23 protein-coding genes are annotated in these 18,622 nt (G+C 49.3%); 18 read left to right on the top strand and 5 right to left on the bottom strand.

The genetic code is table 11. The features are described from left to right. From ACOYNV_RS11210 to ACOYNV_RS11200, 3 genes are all read left to right on the top strand, one after another. A partial coding sequence (locus ACOYNV_RS11210) for a hypothetical protein (protein WP_422899860.1) occupies positions 1-312 on the top strand: 312 nt, incomplete at its 5' end. A 171-nt stretch (positions 313-483) separates the two neighbouring features. Continuing rightward, positions 484-753 (top strand): DUF4160 domain-containing protein, encoded by a 270-nt coding sequence (locus tag ACOYNV_RS11205; RefSeq protein ID WP_422899859.1) that lies wholly within the window; start codon positions 484-486, stop codon positions 751-753. An 8-nt stretch (positions 754-761) separates the two neighbouring features. Then, a complete protein-coding gene (locus ACOYNV_RS11200) occupies positions 762-1,013 on the top strand; it encodes a DUF2442 domain-containing protein (RefSeq protein WP_422899858.1) in 252 nt (83 codons plus the stop codon). Positions 1,014-1,601: 588 nt separating this feature from the next. Here ACOYNV_RS11200 and ACOYNV_RS11195 read toward each other — a convergent pair. Both ACOYNV_RS11195 and ACOYNV_RS11190 read right to left on the bottom strand, forming a co-directional pair. Then, positions 1,602-1,802 carry a hypothetical protein gene (locus ACOYNV_RS11195; protein WP_422899857.1) on the bottom strand — a complete coding sequence of 67 codons (201 nt, stop codon included), beginning with the start codon at positions 1,800-1,802 and terminating at the stop codon, positions 1,602-1,604. A gap of 571 nt (positions 1,803-2,373) precedes the next feature. Continuing rightward, positions 2,374-2,709, bottom strand: coding sequence for a nucleotidyltransferase domain-containing protein (locus tag ACOYNV_RS11190; RefSeq protein WP_422899856.1), 336 nt, complete (start codon positions 2,707-2,709; stop codon positions 2,374-2,376). Between the two features lie 691 nt (positions 2,710-3,400). Between ACOYNV_RS11190 and pseB the strand changes: the two genes are divergently transcribed. Further along, entirely contained in the window at positions 3,401-4,426 is a 1,026-nt protein-coding gene (pseB, locus tag ACOYNV_RS11185; RefSeq protein ID WP_422899855.1) for a UDP-N-acetylglucosamine 4,6-dehydratase (inverting), read from the top strand. Continuing rightward, a complete protein-coding gene (pseC, locus tag ACOYNV_RS11180) occupies positions 4,419-5,591 on the top strand; it encodes a UDP-4-amino-4,6-dideoxy-N-acetyl-beta-L-altrosamine transaminase (protein WP_422899854.1) in 1,173 nt (390 codons plus the stop codon). The genes pseB and pseC overlap by 8 nt, the downstream gene beginning before the upstream one ends. A gap of 16 nt (positions 5,592-5,607) precedes the next feature. Here the strand turns inward: pseC and ACOYNV_RS11175 are convergent, their stop codons facing one another. After that, positions 5,608-5,934: a hypothetical protein gene (locus ACOYNV_RS11175; RefSeq protein ID WP_422899853.1), complete on the bottom strand. Its 327-nt coding sequence runs from the start codon at positions 5,932-5,934 to the stop codon at positions 5,608-5,610. Positions 5,935-6,076: 142 nt separating this feature from the next. Between ACOYNV_RS11175 and ACOYNV_RS11170 the strand changes: the two genes are divergently transcribed. Continuing rightward, complete coding sequence (locus ACOYNV_RS11170) at positions 6,077-6,292, top strand: DUF4351 domain-containing protein (RefSeq protein WP_422899861.1); 216 nt, start codon at positions 6,077-6,079, stop codon at positions 6,290-6,292. Positions 6,293-6,777: 485 nt separating this feature from the next. Here the strand turns inward: ACOYNV_RS11170 and ACOYNV_RS11165 are convergent, their stop codons facing one another. Then, on the bottom strand, positions 6,778-7,674 hold the full coding sequence (locus ACOYNV_RS11165) for an Rpn family recombination-promoting nuclease/putative transposase (RefSeq protein WP_422899852.1): 897 nt from the start codon (positions 7,672-7,674) through the stop codon (positions 6,778-6,780). A 245-nt stretch (positions 7,675-7,919) separates the two neighbouring features. Then, a complete protein-coding gene (locus ACOYNV_RS11160) occupies positions 7,920-8,171 on the bottom strand; it encodes a hypothetical protein (RefSeq protein ID WP_422899851.1) in 252 nt (83 codons plus the stop codon). 5 nt (positions 8,172-8,176) lie between these two features. On the opposite strand from ACOYNV_RS11160, the gene ACOYNV_RS11155 reads away from it, so the two are divergent. The 12 genes from ACOYNV_RS11155 (at position 8,177) to ACOYNV_RS11100 (ending at position 18,522) form a co-directional block, all read left to right on the top strand. Continuing rightward, entirely contained in the window at positions 8,177-8,719 is a 543-nt protein-coding gene (locus ACOYNV_RS11155) for a hypothetical protein (protein WP_422899850.1), read from the top strand. A gap of 273 nt (positions 8,720-8,992) precedes the next feature. Further along, positions 8,993-9,151, top strand: a complete 159-nt coding sequence (locus ACOYNV_RS11150) for a hypothetical protein (RefSeq protein WP_422899849.1) — start codon at positions 8,993-8,995, stop codon at positions 9,149-9,151. Continuing rightward, positions 9,144-9,647, top strand: coding sequence for a class I SAM-dependent methyltransferase (locus ACOYNV_RS11145; RefSeq protein ID WP_422899848.1), 504 nt, complete (start codon positions 9,144-9,146; stop codon positions 9,645-9,647). The genes ACOYNV_RS11150 and ACOYNV_RS11145 overlap by 8 nt, the downstream gene beginning before the upstream one ends. Continuing rightward, positions 9,644-10,513 carry an aldo/keto reductase gene (locus tag ACOYNV_RS11140; RefSeq protein ID WP_422899847.1) on the top strand — a complete coding sequence of 290 codons (870 nt, stop codon included), beginning with the start codon at positions 9,644-9,646 and terminating at the stop codon, positions 10,511-10,513. The genes ACOYNV_RS11145 and ACOYNV_RS11140 overlap by 4 nt, the downstream gene beginning before the upstream one ends. Next, complete coding sequence (locus tag ACOYNV_RS11135) at positions 10,510-12,537, top strand: aminotransferase class III-fold pyridoxal phosphate-dependent enzyme (RefSeq protein WP_422899846.1); 2,028 nt, start codon at positions 10,510-10,512, stop codon at positions 12,535-12,537. The genes ACOYNV_RS11140 and ACOYNV_RS11135 overlap by 4 nt, the downstream gene beginning before the upstream one ends. Then, positions 12,537-13,412, top strand: a complete 876-nt coding sequence (locus ACOYNV_RS11130; protein WP_422899845.1) for a dTDP-4-dehydrorhamnose reductase family protein — start codon at positions 12,537-12,539, stop codon at positions 13,410-13,412. Before ACOYNV_RS11135 ends, ACOYNV_RS11130 begins: the two co-directional genes overlap by 1 nt. Next, complete coding sequence (locus ACOYNV_RS11125) at positions 13,399-14,478, top strand: N-acetylneuraminate synthase family protein (protein ID WP_422899844.1); 1,080 nt, start codon at positions 13,399-13,401, stop codon at positions 14,476-14,478. The genes ACOYNV_RS11130 and ACOYNV_RS11125 overlap by 14 nt, the downstream gene beginning before the upstream one ends. A 15-nt stretch (positions 14,479-14,493) precedes the next feature. After that, positions 14,494-15,228 carry a glycosyltransferase family 2 protein gene (locus ACOYNV_RS11120; RefSeq protein WP_422899843.1) on the top strand — a complete coding sequence of 245 codons (735 nt, stop codon included), beginning with the start codon at positions 14,494-14,496 and terminating at the stop codon, positions 15,226-15,228. Then, positions 15,225-15,908: a PIG-L deacetylase family protein gene (locus tag ACOYNV_RS11115; protein ID WP_422899842.1), complete on the top strand. Its 684-nt coding sequence runs from the start codon at positions 15,225-15,227 to the stop codon at positions 15,906-15,908. The genes ACOYNV_RS11120 and ACOYNV_RS11115 overlap by 4 nt, the downstream gene beginning before the upstream one ends. Continuing rightward, positions 15,905-16,558 (top strand): formyltransferase family protein, encoded by a 654-nt coding sequence (locus ACOYNV_RS11110; protein ID WP_422899841.1) that lies wholly within the window; start codon positions 15,905-15,907, stop codon positions 16,556-16,558. Before ACOYNV_RS11115 ends, ACOYNV_RS11110 begins: the two co-directional genes overlap by 4 nt. A gap of 637 nt (positions 16,559-17,195) precedes the next feature. Then, on the top strand, positions 17,196-17,924 hold the full coding sequence (locus tag ACOYNV_RS11105; RefSeq protein ID WP_422899840.1) for a hypothetical protein: 729 nt from the start codon (positions 17,196-17,198) through the stop codon (positions 17,922-17,924). Between the two features lie 268 nt (positions 17,925-18,192). Then, on the top strand, positions 18,193-18,522 hold the full coding sequence (locus tag ACOYNV_RS11100; protein WP_422899839.1) for a Druantia anti-phage system protein DruA: 330 nt from the start codon (positions 18,193-18,195) through the stop codon (positions 18,520-18,522). Positions 18,523-18,622: the final 100 nt, after the last annotated feature.

Genomic DNA, 18,622 nt, shown 5'->3' with positions numbered 1-18,622 from the left:
GGCTCCCGTTTCTATGCGGCCAAACCGTCAACGCCAGATTTCTACGAAAAGACGAAACCGTTAACAGCCCCTGACGTTCGCGGCCGTTACATCATCAACCGCGCTGATACCTTCGTCCAAATCAAGCGAACTCTCGGTCGTTGGCTCGTTTTCGGTCTCGACGCCCTCGCAAACATCGACACCGTCTTCAGTGAATTAATCCGTAATCTCGTCAGGGTAAAACCAAACCGATCATGCCCTCGAATATTTAAACAAAGCCACATAAATCACATGCTTATAAATAATTACAATGACAAATGGCTGTTACGTTGAGAGCATTGGGCTCAAGCCCCCGCTCGCCATCCCCCATATGAGAGAAGATCGACCTTGGCCCCTTTGACTGCTGAAGCGTACAAAGGGAAAATAATTTCGTAACTATTCCTTAGCGAAACGAAACGTGCTAGTTTTCCAACCGGACACCTCATTACCATAAGGACTTCTTCCATGCCAACCATAAGCATGTTTTATGGAATTATTGTCAGGATGTATGCGCTCGACAACAAGCAACACCACTTACCACACATACACGTTGAGTATGCAGAGGCTGAGGCTGTTTTCCAGATACCTGATGGAGAACTATTGGAAGGCTTGCTTCCCGGCAAACAATACAAACTGGTACAAGCGTGGATAGCCCTGCACGCGGACGAACTCATGGCCGACTGGAAGCTGGCTTCAGCGGGTGCTACACCTTACAAAATCGCCCCCTTGCAGTGAGCATAAAAATGAACACAAGCACGACACTACCTAAGCCAACGGCCGTTTCATCCTTTAGTGACTACACATTAAAAGTCACTTTCAATAACGGAGAAATACGCATATTCAACGCCACCCCCTATCTTGCCTACCCGGCGTTCGAACCCTTGAAGGCAATCAGCCTGTTCATGCAGGCGCGCATAGCGCACAACACAGTGGTGTGGAATGAAGAAGTTGATATGGCGCCAGAAAGCTTGTATTTGGAAAGCACACCCGTCTGACTCAGTAAATTGCTCATTAATTGTGGATACAACTAAAATTCCCACATGAGTCGTGATGCCCGGCATCAACACATCGCGACCCTACGCCCACATGCGATTTTGTAGGGTGTGAAACGCGCAACGTTGCGCACCTTCGGTCGGAACAAGCACGTCGATGCGAGAAAACTCCGCGTGCTGCGTAGGGTGTCAATAAGCGAAGCGCATTGCACCGGCTCTGCGAACATTCGGCGCAATGCCCGTTGGTTATTGCGCCCTACGCCCCTTTTATCGCTCTGCAAGCCAATGAACATGCGCTTCTCCAGCATGCCCTTCGGCGCCGACGGCCCTTGTAGGAGCTCAGCTTGCTGGGCGATTACGGTCGTCCCGGATCAACCCATCGCGCAGAATATCCGACCGAAGGAAGTGCAGAGCGCGCTCCTACAAAAAGCCCGGTTTGTTCGCCAGAGTCTGCGTGCGCAAAGAAAAGAATTTGCGCACCCTACCGGGCTGGCCCCATTGACTCCGGATTTGGTCGATTAATTGGAGTCCCCTATTAATTGCGCCCTACGCACTCAAGTACTGACGTTCTGCAAAAGCTTTTCAATCCGGTCAACCCAGCTTGTCCATTGTTCCCTGCTGCCGGTACACATCCTCTTGCGTGCCTACGGAATCGCGCCGACTACCGAGTACTGCATTTTCCAAGTGCCCGATTCGTGATTTAACTTCCTTTACGTCGAACTCGATACGATCTTGACCGGCCCGAATAGCTCGGAGTTGCTCCAGCATCAAGTTTTCTACATTTTCGCCCATGATTTAATTCTCCTTAGTCTGATTCTATCAACAATTTTTCGCCTACGAAACTACTCCTGCCGTTGCTTCATCACCGCCTGGCGATGCGCTTCCCGCTATTGGCTGGTTTTAATAATACCAACCTTACCCAATGAGGAATGAGCCTGAAGGGACAAATCCGGGGCTGAATTGATAAGTGGGTTGATAAGGGCACGATTTAGCACGTGCTCGCGGGGCATCACCTGCAGACACCGCGTGCGCCAAGCGTAGGTACTGGGCTGCAAGCCAATGAACATGCGCATCTCCAGCATGCCCTTCAGCGCCCGACCGCCCTTGTAGGAGCTCAGCTTGCTGGGCGATTACGGACGTGCCGGATCAACCCATCGCGCAGAATATCCGACCGAAGGAAGTGCAGAGCGCGCTCCTACAAAAAGCCCGGTTTGTTCGCCAGAGTCTGCGTGCGCAAAGAAAAGAATTTGCGCACCCTACCGGGCTGGCCCCATTGACTCCGGACTTGGTCGATTAATTGGAGTCTGTCCCCTATTGTCCTTTTATTGTCCTATTATTTATGACCAGCAACCCCCGAGCGTGGTCAAGTGCGCTCATGCAGGACTCTCCCTTCCCGTTGGGCACGACCGACAATATGGTAGGGAGAATCCTTGAGCCGCTCGAATTCCTCGCGACTGTAAAGCAACAAATCTTTGGGCATTGCCAGCTTGCGCAGGGCCAGATACAAGCGAGCAGTTTCCTGGCGGCGACTACGCTGTGGACTGAAAGGTTCATGCTCTATGATCAACAGATCAACGTCGGAATCCGGGCGGGCATCGCCGCGAGCACGCGAACCGAACAGGATCACCGTATCCGGATCAGCCTCGCGAATGATCGTATCGACCATCTTGCGGATCATGCTATCTTCTTCGATTCGCATCAGAACCATTCCTTTTTCCATGAACAAGAAGAATGATGAAAACACAAGACAACAGGGAACACCCAACAACTGCTCGTGTCAAGGGGCTGAAAACTTGGCCTTGCGCCTCTTTGTGTGCCGGACTTCAGTCCGACAAGGTTTGTTCGCCAGATTCCGCGTGCGCAAAGAAAAGAATTTGCCCATCCTACCGGGCTACCAAGCTGCGTAGGGTGTCAATAAGCGAAGCGCATTGCACCGGCTCCGCGAACATTCGGCGCAATGCCCGTTGGTTATTGCGCCCTACGCCTCTTTTATCACTCTGCAAGCCAATGAACATGCGGTTCTCCAGCATGCCCTTCGGCGCCGATGGCCGTTGTAGGAGCTCAGCTTGCTGGGCGATTACGGTCGTGCCGGATCAACCCATCGCGCAGAATATCCGACCGAAGGAAGTGCAGAGCGCGCTCCTACAAAAAGCCCGGTTTGTTCGCCAGAGTCCGGGTGCGCAAAGAAAAGAATTTGCGCACCCTACCGGGCTACCGGGCTGATCCCACGAAAATTGACCCTGGCCCCTTTCGCAAAGAAAAAACAATTCCGCCCCTTCAAAAGGTATTTGACCAAAAGCGTATTCTTATCCCACAATGAAAAGCCATTAATCATCTTCAAGCTAGCGAAACAGATTTCTGGCGACACCAGCACAACCAGGCTCAAATAAATGCGGAGTAATAAGGACATGTTCGAAGGCAGCAACATACTCGTCACCGGCGGCACTGGATCCTTCGGCAAACGCTTCATCGCCACACTGCTTGAACGCTACAACCCCAATAAAATTGTCGTTTACAGCCGCGACGAGTTGAAACAGTTTGAAATGTCCACTCAAGCACCGTTCGCCAACAAAGACAAACCACTACGCTATTTCCTGGGCGATGTGCGTGACTTGCCACGGCTCGAACGTGCGATGGAAGGCATTGATATCGTCGTACACGCCGCTGCGCTCAAACAGGTACCCGCTGCCGAATACAACCCGTTTGAGGCTGTCAAAACGAACGTCATTGGTGGTCAGAACGTCATTGACGCCTGTCTTGCCGCCAACGTCAAACGGGTCATTGCACTCAGCACCGACAAAGCCGCCGCACCGATCAACCTCTATGGCGCCACCAAACTCTGCTCCGACAAACTGTTCGTCGCCGCCAACAACCACCGCGGCTTCCGCAACATCCGTTTCTCGGTGGTCCGTTACGGCAACGTGCTTGGCAGTCGCGGCTCGGTTTTTCCCTTCTTTCTGCAGCGCCGCGCATCAGGCGTCCTGCCGATAACAGACGAGCGCATGACGCGCTTTTCGATCACCCTGCAGCAAGGTGTCGATTTCGTACTCGACTGCTTTCACCGCATGCGCGGGGGAGAACTGTTCATACCAAAAATCCCCTCTTACCGCATTCTTGACGTCGCCGGCGCCGTGGCGCCCGAATGTCGTATCGAGGCTGTCGGCATTCGACCGGGAGAAAAAATCCACGAAGAAATGATCACCGACACCGACGCCCTTAACACCGTGGAATTTGACGATTACTACGTCATCCTCCCTTCGACGCCCCTCTGGGACATCGACGAATTCTGCGCAACCAGCGGCGCCAACCCCGGGCAGCGGGTGCCGTTCGGCTTCCGCTACAACAGCGGCGAAAACCAGCATTTCCTCTCGACGGAAGAACTTCGCTCCCTTGCGGCAACCGAATTGCATGCCTGAACCTGACATTAACTACGCACTTCAAGACATATCAGCTGCAGATATTGAAGCGGTCGTCGAAGTCCTGCGCTCGGAGTACCTGACCCAAGGGCCAACAGTACCCGCTTTCGAACGCGCCGTTGCCGACTACTGCGGCGCACCCCACGCCGTAGCCACCAACAGCGCCACCTCAGCGTTGCACATTGCCTGCATCGCGCTGGGCCTCGGCCCGAACGACCTGCTGTGGACTGTGCCCAATACCTTTGTCGCTTCCGCCAACTGCGCCCGCTACTGCGGTGCCGACGTTGATTTCGTCGACATCGACCCTCAAACCCGAAACATCAGCCTCCAGGCACTGCGCGACAAGCTCGACGAGGCCAGGCACAAGGGGCGACTGCCAAAGATAGTCGTCCCCGTTGCCTTTGCCGGGCACGCCTGCCCCATGGCCGAGATTCGCACTTTAGCCGACGAATTCGGCTTTCGCATTATCGAAGACGCTGCACATGCTATTGGAGGGCGCTATCGGGGTCAGCCAATCGGCAATGGCGAATGGGCCGACATCACCATCTTCAGTTTCCATCCGGTAAAGATCATCACCACCGGTGAAGGCGGCATGGCCGTCACCCGAAACAGCCAGCTAGCCGCGCATATGGCACGCCTGCGCTCACATGGCATCACACGCGAATTGAGCCTGATGGAAGGCGAAATCGACGGCCCGTGGCACTACCAGATGATCGAGTTGGGCTGGAATTACCGCATGACTGACATCCAGGCCGCACTCGGCCTGTCTCAAATGCAACGAATCGATGAATTCATTGCGCACCGTACGGCCTTGGCGGATCGCTATGATGGCCTGTTGGCCGACAGCGGCCTCACACTGCCACATCGCGACCCCGATTGCACTTCTGCCTGGCACCTCTACGCCATCGGCTGGAATGAGCAGCGCTCTGTGCTGTCGCGTGCAGAAGCTTACCGCCGACTGCACGCCGCAGGGATCATCGTGAACGTGCATTACATCCCCGTTCACCTCCAGCCCTACTACCGTCGACTTGGCTTCAGCCCCGGCCAGTTTCCCAACGCCGAAGCCTACTACGCACGCGCCCTAAGCATTCCCCTCTACGCCACCCTCACTCCGGCACAGCAGGATCGCGTCGTAAGAGAGCTGCTCACACTCCTCGGTCAATGAGAGCGGCAATTTCCGCTCAAGCGCTCCTGACTGAGGCGCAGAGGGTAGCGCCAGCTTCCCTCCCTGCACGGTTGCGCGAGGTGATTGCAACACTCAGAGAGGCTTTGGGGCGAAACTTGGCCTCGGCACAGTACAGTTCGGCCTTGATTATGGCATCTCCAACGGCACAGGAAAAACGCCGGCTGCAGTTGCGCACGCGATACTGGTGAATGTATAACGATGTTGATACGCTGACACCGCCGCCCTGTATGGCGACACGGAGACCGTTCTCGATCATCACCTTCCCCGCCCTCACAACTTCCGCATTGTCGGAAAAACGCTCCATCTCGACCACAAACGGCAATTGTCGGAGGCCCTCGAATCTGTACGCAACGGCGTACTCAAATCGCTTTAGGCGATTTCTGGCAATGAACATACCAAACGTCTGGTTTTGTAGGTCGGGTTTCAACCCGTCGCGGTGGCTGATGCCGGGTTAAAACCCGACAATTAGAGCCAATGCCATCGCCGAAGGCATCCTGCTTGGCGAACAAAGAGGCGAAGCGCTTGCTCTGCAGCGCCTGCTGAACAAACGTTTGGGTCCGCTTCCGGCAGAGGTTGCAGCGCAGATTAGCGCTGCTGGGCCAGAACAAATCGAAGCTTGGCTTGACCTGGTGCTCGACGCCGCCGATCTGGCGGCGATCTTCCCTCCCAAACAGCATTAAGACCGAAATCAAGAATTATCCAGTTTTACAGCGTGAGAAACGCGACGCGTTGCGCACCATCAGGCGTGCCAAGCACGTCGATGCGCGAAGATTCCGCGTGCGCAAAAAAATAGCTCACCCACCATGCCGGGCTACAAGCCAATGAACATGCGGTTCTCCAGCACAACATTCGGTGCCCGACAGCCCCTGTAGGAGCTCAGCTTGCTGGGCGATTACGGTCGTGCCGAATCAACCCATCGCGCAGATATCTGCGATCCTACAAAAAAAGTGCAGACATCACCGCCATGTGCCCACGCGGGGTTTGTAGGGTGTGAAACGCAACGCGTTGCGCACCACCAGGCGAATCAAGCATATCGGCACGAGAGGATTCCGCGTGCGCAAAAAAAAGAATTTGCGCACCCTACCGGGCTTCGCCCAGCAGAGTGGCCTGCTACAAGACAAACCAATCGGAAATCGACCCTAGCCCCTTTGATTCGTTTGCAGGATCAATGGTCGTTGAATATCTCGGCCAGAGTGCAGGAATCAAAAATGCGCTCCGCCCAAGCTTCCAACTGGTCAGCCGTAGCGGTTCTGAGGCGGGTGCGAACATCATCGGGGAGCGAACCGAATCGCTTAACAATCAGGCGTTCAAGCAGCATGGATTCACCTTTGATCATGCCTTCGATCTCGCCTTTTTCTCTCTCTGCCCGAAGCTCGCTGACTTCGTCATGCAAGGCACGTTCGCGCACGAAGGCGAGTCGGCGGGTGTTGGCGTCGGCGCTGAGGTCTTTCAGGTGGTCGAGGGCGAGTTTTACGGGGGGATGGGCGATGGCGGCCATTTTGTTTTCCTCCTGCCAGTGTTCAAAAAGGGTGACCCAGGCCGCGAGGCTGGCCTGTGTCACGCCCAGGCGGTCGGCCTTGGGCAGTTCGATGATATTCAATTGTAGTTCGTTGCCCAGTAGTATGTCGGACCGTTTCCGGTCGCGCATTTCGAAACACCAAAGCGCCTGGAGTTTCTGGTCCGGGGCGTCGAAGAGTTCGAAGTCGAGCAGGTGAATGCCGATCACCGGCTTGATGCTCTGGTAGTCTTCGCCGCTGTTCAGTTGCGCCGTGAGCGTGCGGGCCAGATAGTAGGCGCTACGGGCGCTCCAGGCGTTGTGGCGGCGGACTTGCATTTCGATGTTGTAGCGCCGTCCGTCGGCATCTTGAGCCAGGAGGTCGAGGACGATGAATTTTCCCGCAAGCTCTTCCGGGTCGATACGGGGATTGAGCACTTCGACCACCTCGATGGCCGGCTCGTCACTGCGCACGGCATTGATCAGGTCAGCGAGCAGCGTCGGGGAGGTTGCAAATAACCGCTTGAATACGTAGTCATTGCACGGATTGAGGAGATCAGTTTTCATGGGGAAGAATTATGCCGGAAAAGCAGGAAAGAAGGAGTCTCTCCATTGTGGACTGAGGCATCAGCTGCTATTTGCTTGTTTCACACATGCAGGGTTTGCCAACCGCAAGGTTTACGAACGCGGATCGACGGATCACATATCCAAAGGCATAGCCGCCATTTGCACACCCAAGAATTAAAGCGACCCTGGCCCCTTTCGTACGCTTTCGTACTCCGCGTTCAAAAAACAGGCGCAAGCTCCCTCGCTTACAGTTGCTCCAACCGAGAAGTGTGCCGCATAATCTGTAGCAGTACCGCTGTTTTGATGGTGATCACATTTTTGGAGATTTTTTTCATGAAACCCGCAGCTTTCAAAGCGACACCGAAATTGAGCGTTGAAGCAAGCCGAGCCTTATTGAAAATGGTCGGCGGGGTAACGTTGTCCGATAAACGCCGCAGCGAGCTCGCTTGCCTTGCTGAAACCGCACGACAAGCATTCGCACGGCCTTTGCCCACCAATACGAATGGCCTTTGATAAGACCAAGCTCTCCCTCCGGCATATCCTGGATGTTGAAGATGAGGTTCTAAAACAATTCTCTTGCGGCCGTTCTCAGCTTGACGACTTTCTCCACAATGATGCTCGGAGCTATCATGCCCAAGGTCTCACCAGCAGCGTCCTTATTTTTGCCAAAGGCCACGAAACGCCGGTTGCATATTTCAGCCTCAGCGCAGACTCTGTTCATCTTAGCGGTGGCGAGCGCACCGACTTGGGTCTACCTTTCAACGCCCTCATCAGCTACTACCCAGCGGTAAAGATCACCAAATTTGCGGTTGTTTCAAAACTACAGAGCAGTGGTATCGGAACAGGATTGATCGATCTGATCTGCGGTATCGTTTCAACGGCACCTTTCGCGGTTCGGTTGCTGACGGTTGACGCGGCCAACCAGGAACATGTTCTCAACTTCTATTTGCGCGCAGGCTTCCTTGAAAGCCTGACCGAAAAAAAGGAACTCCAATCCAAAAAATCCCGCGACACCATCCTGATGTTCAAAGACCTTTACCAGTAGCATTTGCTTGACTAAAAATAAAGCTCAAGTCGTGATTTCTAATAACAAGCATCGTACGGCGTCTATTTTAGGTCGATGAGGCTCGAAGGTGTCGTGGTAATGGAGGCGGTCATTAGAGCGCGCGAACTGTCGGTATTGAGAAAGCGCTTGGCGAAACTGACACGGACGCAGAGGCAATGGTTAGTTGCCGAACTGACGGCGGAAGACCGCCAGGTCGCGTCGGTCGCTGTGATCGAAAATGCGTTATTTTTTTAAGACAAGGAGAAAATTTATTTGAAACAGAAAGACATTTTTTTACAGTCTGAAGGCGACGCATGGTTTGCCCGAAACCAGCAAGGCATTGCCATCCGGAAATTGCCTGACGACGACCCCCTATTATGCGAAATTCTGGATATTCATGTAAACGCGGTGGGGAGGGTTGAAGGTGCTTGAAGTAGGTTGTGGCGACGGTACTCGTCTTGCTTGGCTAAAAACCAATTTGAATGCTGATTGTTACGGAATTGAACCCACTGCAAAAGCGGTCGCAGCCGCCTGCGCCAAAGGCATCAATGCTCAGCAAGGCACAGCCGAAGTACTACATTTTGACGACCAGAGTTTTGATATCGTGATTTTTGGTTTCTGCCTATACCTGTGTGATCGTGAAGACTTGTTTCGCATTGCCCACGAAGCAAACCGTGTGTTGCGAACCCTTGGGTGGCTGATGATTCTGGATTTCTTCAGTCCGGTGCCGCGCGCCAAAACCTATCACCACCGCCCAGGTGTAAAAAGCTTCAAAATGGACTACCGCACCTTGTTCAATTGGCACCCCGACTACGAGTGCATGACCCATAAGTTGCGCCACCATAGTGAAGCGGGTTATACCGATGAGCAAGATGAATGGATTGCCGTATTAACACTACGCAAGCACCACAAGGACATTAACGCGTGAATCGCCTTGCCCTCGGCACAGCCCAGTTTGGCCTGCCCTACGGCATAGCCAATCAAGCTGGCCAAGTTACCCGCCAACAAGCCAAGGCCATGCTGACGTTGGCCTCAACAAACGGCATTGACACACTCGATACTGCCATTGCCTATGGCGACAGTGAAGCTTGCTTGGGTGCAGTGGGCACGGATGGCTTCAAGTTGGTCACCAAATTACCAGCACTGCCCGACGGCTGCTTAGAAGTCAGTGCCTGGGTACGACAGCAAGTAGCTGCCTCGATGTTACGGTTGGGGGTAAGTGCGGTGTATGGCTTGTTACTGCATCGACCTGATCAGTTGCTTGGCCCAAGTGGAGCAGCGCTATATCAAGCACTTCAGGTATTGAAAGACAACGGGCAAGTGCAAAAAGTGGGTATTTCAATCTACTCGCCCAGCGAATTAAGAGCGCTGATGCCGCAATACCATTTTGACTTGGTACAAGCGCCGTTTAACCTGCTCGACCGGCGACTTTACAGCACTGGCTGGATGCAGCGTTTGCATGATGCCGGTGTTGAAGTGCATACCCGGTCGGCCTTTTTGCAAGGTTTGTTATTAATGGCGCTAGGCGACATACCCGCCAAATTTGCACCTTGGAGTGACTTGTGGCACAGATGGCATAGGTGGCTTGCAGACCGCAATGTATCAGCCGTCCAGGCCTGTTTAGCGTTTCCGCTGTCCTTCCCTGAAATTGACCGGCTTGTTGTGGGTGCAGATAGCCCGAGCCAGCTAGCACAAATTATGAATGCCGCTAATTGGCAACCTACAAGCGACTTACCTGATTTTCAGTGCGAAGACGAAAACCTGATCAACCCAGCCCACTGGACAACATTATGAAAATCGTAGCACTCGTACAAGCCCGCATGGGCTCTACCCGCTTACCTAACAAGGTGATGAAAGCCATAGGCGGCATCCCCATGATTGAACTGCTACTTACCCGCTTGGCGCGAGCCAAAGAAGTAGATCAAATCATCGTTGCTACATCGGTTAATGAACGCAATCTGCCCTTGGTCGCGCATGTATGCAAACTCGGCTACACCTGCGAACAAGGCAGCGAAAACGATGTGTTGGACCGCTATGTGCAAGCCGCCAAAAAACATCAAGCCGATGTGGTGGTGCGCATTACCGGCGACTGCCCGTTGGTGGACCCTGACCTGGTCGATGAGGTGATCCAACGCTTTAAAGCTGCCGGCGTAGATTACTTCAGCAACACCAACCCACCCACTTACCCCGACGGCCTGGATATTGAAGTCTTTACATTCAAAGCGCTGGAACAAGCCAGCCAAGAAACCAGCGTCCCATTTGACCGCGAGCACGTCACGCCTTATCTGCGCCAACCGGGCAAGTTTAAAACCGGTTCCATGCAACACAATCAGGATTTATCGGCTTCGCGCTGGACAGTCGATGAACCAGCCGATTTCGCTGTGATAGAAAAAGTGTTTCAGCAGTTTCATCCCCGCACCGATTTCACTTGGGGCGAAGTGCTTGGCCTGCAACTGCAACAGCCAGATATATTCAGCATCAATCAACATTTAATTCGCAACGAGGGAGCCACCATGGGCACCGGCCAAAAACTCTGGAAACGCGCCAAACAAATCATCCCCGGTGGCAATATGCTGCTATCAAAACGCGCTGAAATGTTTCTGCCCGATCAGTGGCCCGCCTACTTCAGCAAGGCCAAGGGTTGCAAAGTTTTGGATCTGGATGGCAATGAATATACCGATATGTCCATCATGGGCATAGGCACCAACATCCTCGGTTATGGTCACCCGGAGGTTGATGCCGCTGTTCAACAGACGATTAGCGCCGGCAACATGTCTACCTTCAATTGTCCGGAAGAAGTCTATCTGGCCGAAAAATTGATCGAATTGCACCCATGGGCCGACATGGTGCGCTTGGCCCGCACCGGCGGGGAGGCCAACGCCATCGCCATCCGCATTGCGCGTGCCGCCTCGGGCAAAGATAAAGTAGCCATTTGTGGCTACCATGGTTGGCACGACTGGTATCTGTCTGCCAACCTGGGCGATGATGCGAGTCTCGACGGCCATCTTTTGCCTGGACTGCAGCCCAGCGGTGTGCCGCGTAGCCTGAAAGGCACCGTATTCCCCTTCACCTACAACAACTATGCCGAACTGGACGCACTGGTTAAAACACACGACATTGGCGTCATCAAAATGGAAGTCGTGCGCAACCAGGGGCCGGAAGACAACTTTCTGCACAAAGTGCGCAAGCTTGCCACCGAGCGTGGCATAGTGCTGATCTTTGACGAATGCACCTCAGGGTTCCGTGAGACTTTCGGCGGCTTGCACAAAAAATATGGTGTTGAACCCGACATGGCGATGTTTGGCAAGGCCTTGGGCAACGGCTACGGCATCACCGCCACCATCGGCAAACGCGCGGTAATGGAAGCAGCACAATCCACCTTCATCAGCAGCACCTTCTGGACCGAACGTATCGGCCCAACCGCCGCGCTGGCCACCTTAAAAGTCATGGAAAAAATCAATTCCTGGGAAACGATCACCCAAACCGGCATGAACATTCGCCAAGGTTGCCAACAACTGGCCGACAAGCACACGCTCAAGATTGACCACTGGGGCTTGCCAGCGCTAACGGGCTTTACTTTCCAAAGCCCAAATGCCTTGGCCTATAAGACGCTGATTACCCAGGAAATGCTGGCCCAAGGCTATCTGGCAGGGAACAGCGTCTATGTCTGCATCGACCATACGCCAGAGATCGTTGCTGACTTCTTTACCACACTCGATCCAATTTTTGCCTTGATCAAAGAATGCGAAGAGGGCCGCGATGTGATGAATTTGCTCAAAGGCCCCGTGTGTCATAGTGGGTTTAAAAGGTTGAACTAATGGAAAGAATTCTAATTACCGGCGCTACTGGCTTACTCGGTTCAAGTTTGGTACCTCATCTAAAAAAATGCGGGCATAAGGTCGTGACACATGCACGGACAACTCAAGCAGATTTCATGTTTGACCTGTCTGACAGGGTCAAGTCTTATGAGATGTTGGCGCAAATAATGCCTAGTGTGATCATTAATCTGGTCAGCTTGACGAATGTTGAGCTATGCGAGGAACAAGTTAACTTGGCGTATTTAGCAAATACAAGTACCGTTGAGAGTTTGGCCTATTGGATCGGATATTCCGGCGCAGACTGTCACCTTGTGCAAATTTCAACAGATCACGTTTATGACGGCACAGGTCTGCACACAGAAGATTCAATCGCCCTCACTAACAATTATGCCTTCTCAAAGTACGCGGGTGAGTTGGCTGCGGTACGTGTGCCTAGTACTATTCTTAGAACCAATTTTGTTGGGCGTAGCCAAGTAAGTCATCGCGAAAGCCTTACCGACTGGGTATACAATTCTTTAAGGAGTGCAAAAAATTTGCAAGTATTAAGCGATGTTTATTTCAGCCCGCTATCAATTACAACACTTAGTGAGATGATAGAGCTTGTTGTCCAAAGAAGACCGGTCGGTATTTATAACCTGGGTTCTCGCAATGGAATGAGTAAGGCAGATTTTGACTTTGCTTTTGCAGAATGTTTAAACCTTGAAACAAACACCATGACACGTATCAAGACGTGCCAAGCAACATTTTGGAAGGCCTATCGTCCAAAAGATATGCGCATGGACAGCTCAAAGTTCGAAAATGTACTAGGTGTCACATTGCCGTACTTGAATGATCTAATTCCGCAGCTAGCCCGAGAATATAATGAAAACGCCTGATCCTATTCTGGACATTCAAGGCAAAAAAATAGGCCGTGATTTTCCAACATACTTCATTGCTGATATAGCAGCAAATCACGATGGAAATCTAGAACGTGCCAAAGACTTAATTTATAAGGCAGCTGAAGCTGGGGCAGACGCCGCGAAATTCCAGCACTTCAAAGCCGAAACAATTGTTAGTGATTTTGGCTTTAAAACCATGGGGTGGCAACTGTCGCATCAATCCAAATGGAAGAAAACTGTATTTGAGGTATATAAAGATGCCAGCGTCAGTTTGGATTGGACGGAAACACTAAGAGACACATGTGAAAAAACTGGAATTCAATTTTTCACAACACCTTATGCTTTAGATATCGTCGATTTCATAGACCCTTTTGTACCTGCATACAAAATAGGATCAGGTGATATTACATGGCTTGAAATGATCGAAAAAGTAGCGAGAAAGCAAAAACCCTACATTATCGCGACAGGCGCATCATCAGCAGATGAGGTACACCGTGCAGTGAAGGCTGCACTTTCGATTAATCCAATGCTTGCGCTAATGCAGTGCAATACTAACTATACGGCTAGTCTTGAAAATTTTAAATATATTCAACTAAATGTACTAAGAACCTACCGGATGATGTATCCGGACATGGTGTTAGGGCTGAGTGATCACACACCAGGTCATGCAACGGTACTAGGTGCCGTCACGCTAGGTGCACGAATGATTGAAAAACACTTTACAGATGATATTCAAAAAACTGGACCTGATCACGCATTTTCAATGGACCCCGCGTCATGGCGTGAAATGGTTGAACGGACACGTGAACTGGAAGCTGCTTTGGGTACTGGTGTAAAGGAAGTGGAAGGCAATGAAATCGACACCGTGGTAGTGCAACGAAGATCATTGCGCGCCAAGGCAACTTTTCCAAAAGGTCATTTGATTTCTGCGGATGACTTTACTCCCCTTAGACCATGCCCAAGGGATGCGATGCAACCGTACGAGATTGAAAAATCTATCGGTAAATCTTTAAGAAGAGAAATACCTGAAGGCGAATATTTAAAAACTGGCGACGTTGAATAAATCGGACTCAAGATAATGGATCTCTCAATAATTATTACCGCTTATAACTACGCAAAGTATATAGTTGAGTGCGTAGAGTCTTGCCTATCGCAGAATGACTCATTTCTTGAATATGAAGTCATCGTTGTTGATGATGGTAGTTCGGATGAAACGCCACAAATTTTGAATAACTTAAATAGTCCAAGGCTACGAAAATTTAGAATAAAAAATGCTGGAATTGAAGGCGCTTCTAATTTCGGATTCCGAAATGCGCGTGGAAATTATGTTGTAAGAGTCGACGCTGACGATAGTATTTTACCAAATTATCTTCATCATATGCAATCCCATATGACGAACGAGTTCGGTTTTCTATATTCAGATTATGCTGTTATAAATGCCGACAGCGAAGTTATCGACAAGATGATATTGCCAGAATTCGATGCGACTGAAATCCGCCAACGTGGTGATTTTCTTGCGACAGGAACCCTTTACGAAGCTAAAATGTTAATGGATTTCAGTTATTACACAGAGGAAATACGTAATAGCGGATTAGAAAATTATGAACTTATTCTTCGAATGTTAGAGGCAGGAATTAGTGGTAAGCATATTCCTAATCAACTATTTTGCTATCGCCGTCATTCACTTAATATTTCGGTTTCTAAGAGTGATCAAATTATACGTAATGGCGATGCACTTTTTTCGCGAATGGGTCTCGGTACATACCAAGCAAATGAATATCATCCCTATTCTCCCAAAAGAGCCACTCAATGAAAAGAGTTCTAATAATTGCGGCACACCCCGATGACGAAATTCTCGGGTGTGGTGGCCTGATATCAAAATACCAACCATTAGGTGTAGATTTTAAAATTGTTTTCATAGGTGAAGGTTCCACCTGCCGGTTTCAGGTTACTACTTCTGAAGAAAGTATTTCTTCTATTGGGCACCGCAATGCAGCAGCGATTAATGCACTAAATTTTCTTAAAATTGAAGATGTGGATTTTCACGATTTACCGTGTGGTAGGTTTGATCAAGTTCCAATAATATCAATTAACAAAATTATTGAGAAAGCGATTTTTGATTTTGGCCCTGACACAGTATTTACCCATTCGCCATACGATGCGAATAGTGACCACAAAATTGTGTTCAATTCAACAATTATGGCGACACGACCAACAGCTAGTAACCATGTACATCGATTGATGTCATATGAAGTGCTTTCAACAAGTGAATGGGCGTTCATTAATACGTTTATGCCAAATTACTTTGTGGCATTAAGTGAGATTGAAGTAAATTTAAAATGGCAAGCCCTCGCATTGTATGAATCAGAAATTAGAAATTATCCATTTCCAAGATCTAATGAGGGAATTAAAGCTTTGGCTATGATGCGGGGTATGCAGGCTGGCTTTATGTATGCTGAGGCGTTTCATCTAATTCGGGAGTTCAAGCAATGAGAGTAGCTTGTGTAGGATATCGGAGTTGGGCATTAAATATCTATGATAGTTTGGCTCAAAATTCAGAGCATAGTTTTCTTATTTTTAGATCAAAAGCACAATTTAAAGAAGAAGTTCTCAGGGATTTTCGTCCGGATTTTGTTCTTTTTTATGGATGGAGTTGGTACGTTTCGGAACAATTGTTAAATGATTTCAAATGTCTCATGCTACACCCATCACCCTTACCAAAATATCGTGGTGGAAGTCCAATCCAAAATCAAATTATTGCCGGAGAAATAGATTCTAAAGTTACTATTTTTTTAATGAATAGTGAAATAGATGCGGGGGACATAGCAGCACAGGAATCATTTAGCTTATCAGGCAGTATAACTGATATTTTTTCCCGAATAGAAAAATTAGGCATCGAGCTAACCAGCAGGATATTAGACAGCAATTTTAATCCCTCGCCACAAGATCATACTAATGCAACCTACTGTAAACGCCGAAAACCAGAGGATAGTGAGATTACTTTAAATGAACTAATTGAGAAGGACTCCGTATATTTATATAATAAGATTCGTATGCTTGCAGATCCTTATCCTAATGCATTTTTCCGTACAGCGGATGGAAAACGTTTAACGTTCACAGTCGCAGATATTCAGGAAGAATAATAATTTGTGATTATTGATTAGAGTTAAAAATTAGAATAATTGCTATCATAAAAATGTCAGACAAAAGTATCTTCATTTCATCTGAAATTTTGCGAGAGATCGAAGAATCTTTCAATTTCCCGAAATTTGATGGAATTAAAGTTGGTGCAACTTTGAATGACGCTTTGAGCGTTGTTTTTTGAATAGTAAGCGAGTTTGGAATTTGCGCGCAAGAGTTTCTGACTTTTGTCGATATCGTTACCATCGTTTTCATCAACCGTTCAACGGTACAAAAGACCTTAGTTGCTATGAGGGGAGAATGGTTTTTACATGGCACTGAGCTGACCATCTTTGCAGCAATGAAGGGATATCGGGTGGGGGAAATAGCGTTTGATGTGCGGGAGCGTAGCGGTCAGTCAAGATTTGGGCAAAGGCTTTCGGGCAATTACAAAATAATCCGTGCTATGATGATCTCGATGGTCGCCACAGGCAAACTCACTGGACTCAGGGGCGCTGGTACGACTCACTATTCTTCGGTCTGCTTAACTCCTTTCCATTGGCTGGTTAGACAAATGGGCAAGCTTCCCTTGCCTGGAAAAGCTCGGTAGGGAATTGTAAATATTCGGCCAACCCATAGAATTTACATAAGAGGAAAAAAATGAAAAAATATTTGACAATATACAAACATCACGGCGGCGGACTCCGGGGAATGGCAAGGGTCTATGATACTTTTAAAGAAATTGACCTGTTTGACATTGCTAGAGGCGGAATCAATACTCGAACTATTAAAACTGATGGCTACCAAAATGATCAGTATATGTGGTATTCACCTGTTTATACCTCCGTATCTCAAGAGATGATTAGAATGAGTTTGGATTATTATACCTCTGCAATTCGTTACACCGACTTTGACAGAAAAATTGTTTTTGTTGATTTGGGCTGCGGATCTGGAAAAACAGTTATTCAAGCTCATGAGACAAACTTATTTGATTTTTCTGGAGGTGTGGAGCTTGATTCTTACCTCAAAGATTTGTGCGATAAAAATCTATCAAAATTATTTTCCAAAAATAACAGCAAGTTATTCACCATCCTAGGTAATGCCGAGGAATCCAATTGGGCTTTAAGAATCAAAGAAATACTTACAAAAAATGGTATTGCGCCTGAAAAGACAACAATTTTCATTTTTAATAAGAATTCTTATGCTGCCCCCGTATTGGAGAGAAGTTTGAAAGTTGCTGAACAAATTTTCAATTCTGTTATGTACCTTTACCAAAATCCAATTCATCATAAAACTTTACTCCGAAATAATTACGAGATTTTTTTGGAGGATTCCATGCCAAATAACGCTCATAAAAACTATAAATACAAATGTTATTTAAAGCATTAATCCAAACTATGAGGATCTTATCTTGTGTAGTATTCATGACTTCAACTATAGAATAACTATCGGAAATAAGCCGTCAACCTGGGTTGATTTAGGGAGACGGATATTCTTAGCCCGTTCATGAGTTGCCACGTTTGCAACTACGGCAGGTCGGCGACCGCGCGGACACACGCCTGTGGAATGAATATATACACCGCTACCACTATCTTGGGCATAAAACACTACCCGGTGCGCAATTGCGCTATTGGGTCAGTGCTGGTGATCATCTGTAGTGCTCCTGGGCTTTGGTGCGGCTACTTGGCTGTGCGCCTCACGCGACAAATTCATTGGCTGGTCTCATGAGCAACGTCAAAAAAATCTGCATCTGGTCGTCAGCAATGCGCGGTTTCTGATCCTGCCATGGGTATGCTCTGATAATCTGGCATCCAAGGTTTTGGGGTTAGCAGCAAGGCAACTGGCGGAGGATTGGCAACTTCGCTATAGCTATAGTCCGCTGTTGTCCGCTGTTGCTGGAAACCTTTGTCGAAATAGATCGCTTCAATGGCACTTGCTATCGAGCTGCAAATTGGAATCAAATCGGCAAAACGCAAGGGCGAGGTAAACTTGATCCCGCCGGCAAACAGAGTGTCCCGATTAAGAGTATTTGGGTTTACCCTTTGCAACATGATTTCAAATATAGGCTGACCGGATAATTTTTATCG

The organism is Propionivibrio sp. (genome assembly GCF_049316945.1).
Lineage (GTDB): Bacteria > Pseudomonadota > Gammaproteobacteria > Burkholderiales > Rhodocyclaceae > Propionivibrio.
The sequence above is the reverse complement of the archived record's forward strand: the minus strand, read 5'-3'. Positions and strand labels throughout refer to the sequence as shown.

Excerpts from the sequence above, each read along its gene's own strand:
- ACOYNV_RS11205 (WP_422899859.1), top strand. The coding sequence starts at position 484 with ATGCCAACCATAAGCATGTTTTATGGAATTATTGTCAGGATGTATGCG.
- ACOYNV_RS11155 (WP_422899850.1), top strand. The coding sequence starts at position 8,177 with ATGGCCTTTGATAAGACCAAGCTCTCCCTCCGGCATATCCTGGATGTT.
- ACOYNV_RS11120 (WP_422899843.1), top strand. The coding sequence starts at position 14,494 with ATGGATCTCTCAATAATTATTACCGCTTATAACTACGCAAAGTATATA.
- pseB (WP_422899855.1), top strand. The coding sequence starts at position 3,401 with ATGCGGAGTAATAAGGACATGTTCGAAGGCAGCAACATACTCGTCACC.
- ACOYNV_RS11195 (WP_422899857.1), bottom strand. The coding sequence starts at position 1,802 with ATGGGCGAAAATGTAGAAAACTTGATGCTGGAGCAACTCCGAGCTATT.
- ACOYNV_RS11200 (WP_422899858.1), top strand. The coding sequence starts at position 762 with ATGAACACAAGCACGACACTACCTAAGCCAACGGCCGTTTCATCCTTT.
- ACOYNV_RS11110 (WP_422899841.1), top strand. The coding sequence starts at position 15,905 with ATGAGAGTAGCTTGTGTAGGATATCGGAGTTGGGCATTAAATATCTAT.
- ACOYNV_RS11105 (WP_422899840.1), top strand. The coding sequence starts at position 17,196 with ATGAAAAAATATTTGACAATATACAAACATCACGGCGGCGGACTCCGG.
- ACOYNV_RS11125 (WP_422899844.1), top strand. The coding sequence starts at position 13,399 with ATGAAAACGCCTGATCCTATTCTGGACATTCAAGGCAAAAAAATAGGC.
- ACOYNV_RS11165 (WP_422899852.1), bottom strand. The coding sequence starts at position 7,674 with ATGAAAACTGATCTCCTCAATCCGTGCAATGACTACGTATTCAAGCGG.
- ACOYNV_RS11190 (WP_422899856.1), bottom strand. The coding sequence starts at position 2,709 with ATGCGAATCGAAGAAGATAGCATGATCCGCAAGATGGTCGATACGATC.
- ACOYNV_RS11130 (WP_422899845.1), top strand. The coding sequence starts at position 12,537 with ATGGAAAGAATTCTAATTACCGGCGCTACTGGCTTACTCGGTTCAAGT.
- ACOYNV_RS11135 (WP_422899846.1), top strand. The coding sequence starts at position 10,510 with ATGAAAATCGTAGCACTCGTACAAGCCCGCATGGGCTCTACCCGCTTA.
- pseC (WP_422899854.1), top strand. The coding sequence starts at position 4,419 with ATGCCTGAACCTGACATTAACTACGCACTTCAAGACATATCAGCTGCA.
- ACOYNV_RS11115 (WP_422899842.1), top strand. The coding sequence starts at position 15,225 with ATGAAAAGAGTTCTAATAATTGCGGCACACCCCGATGACGAAATTCTC.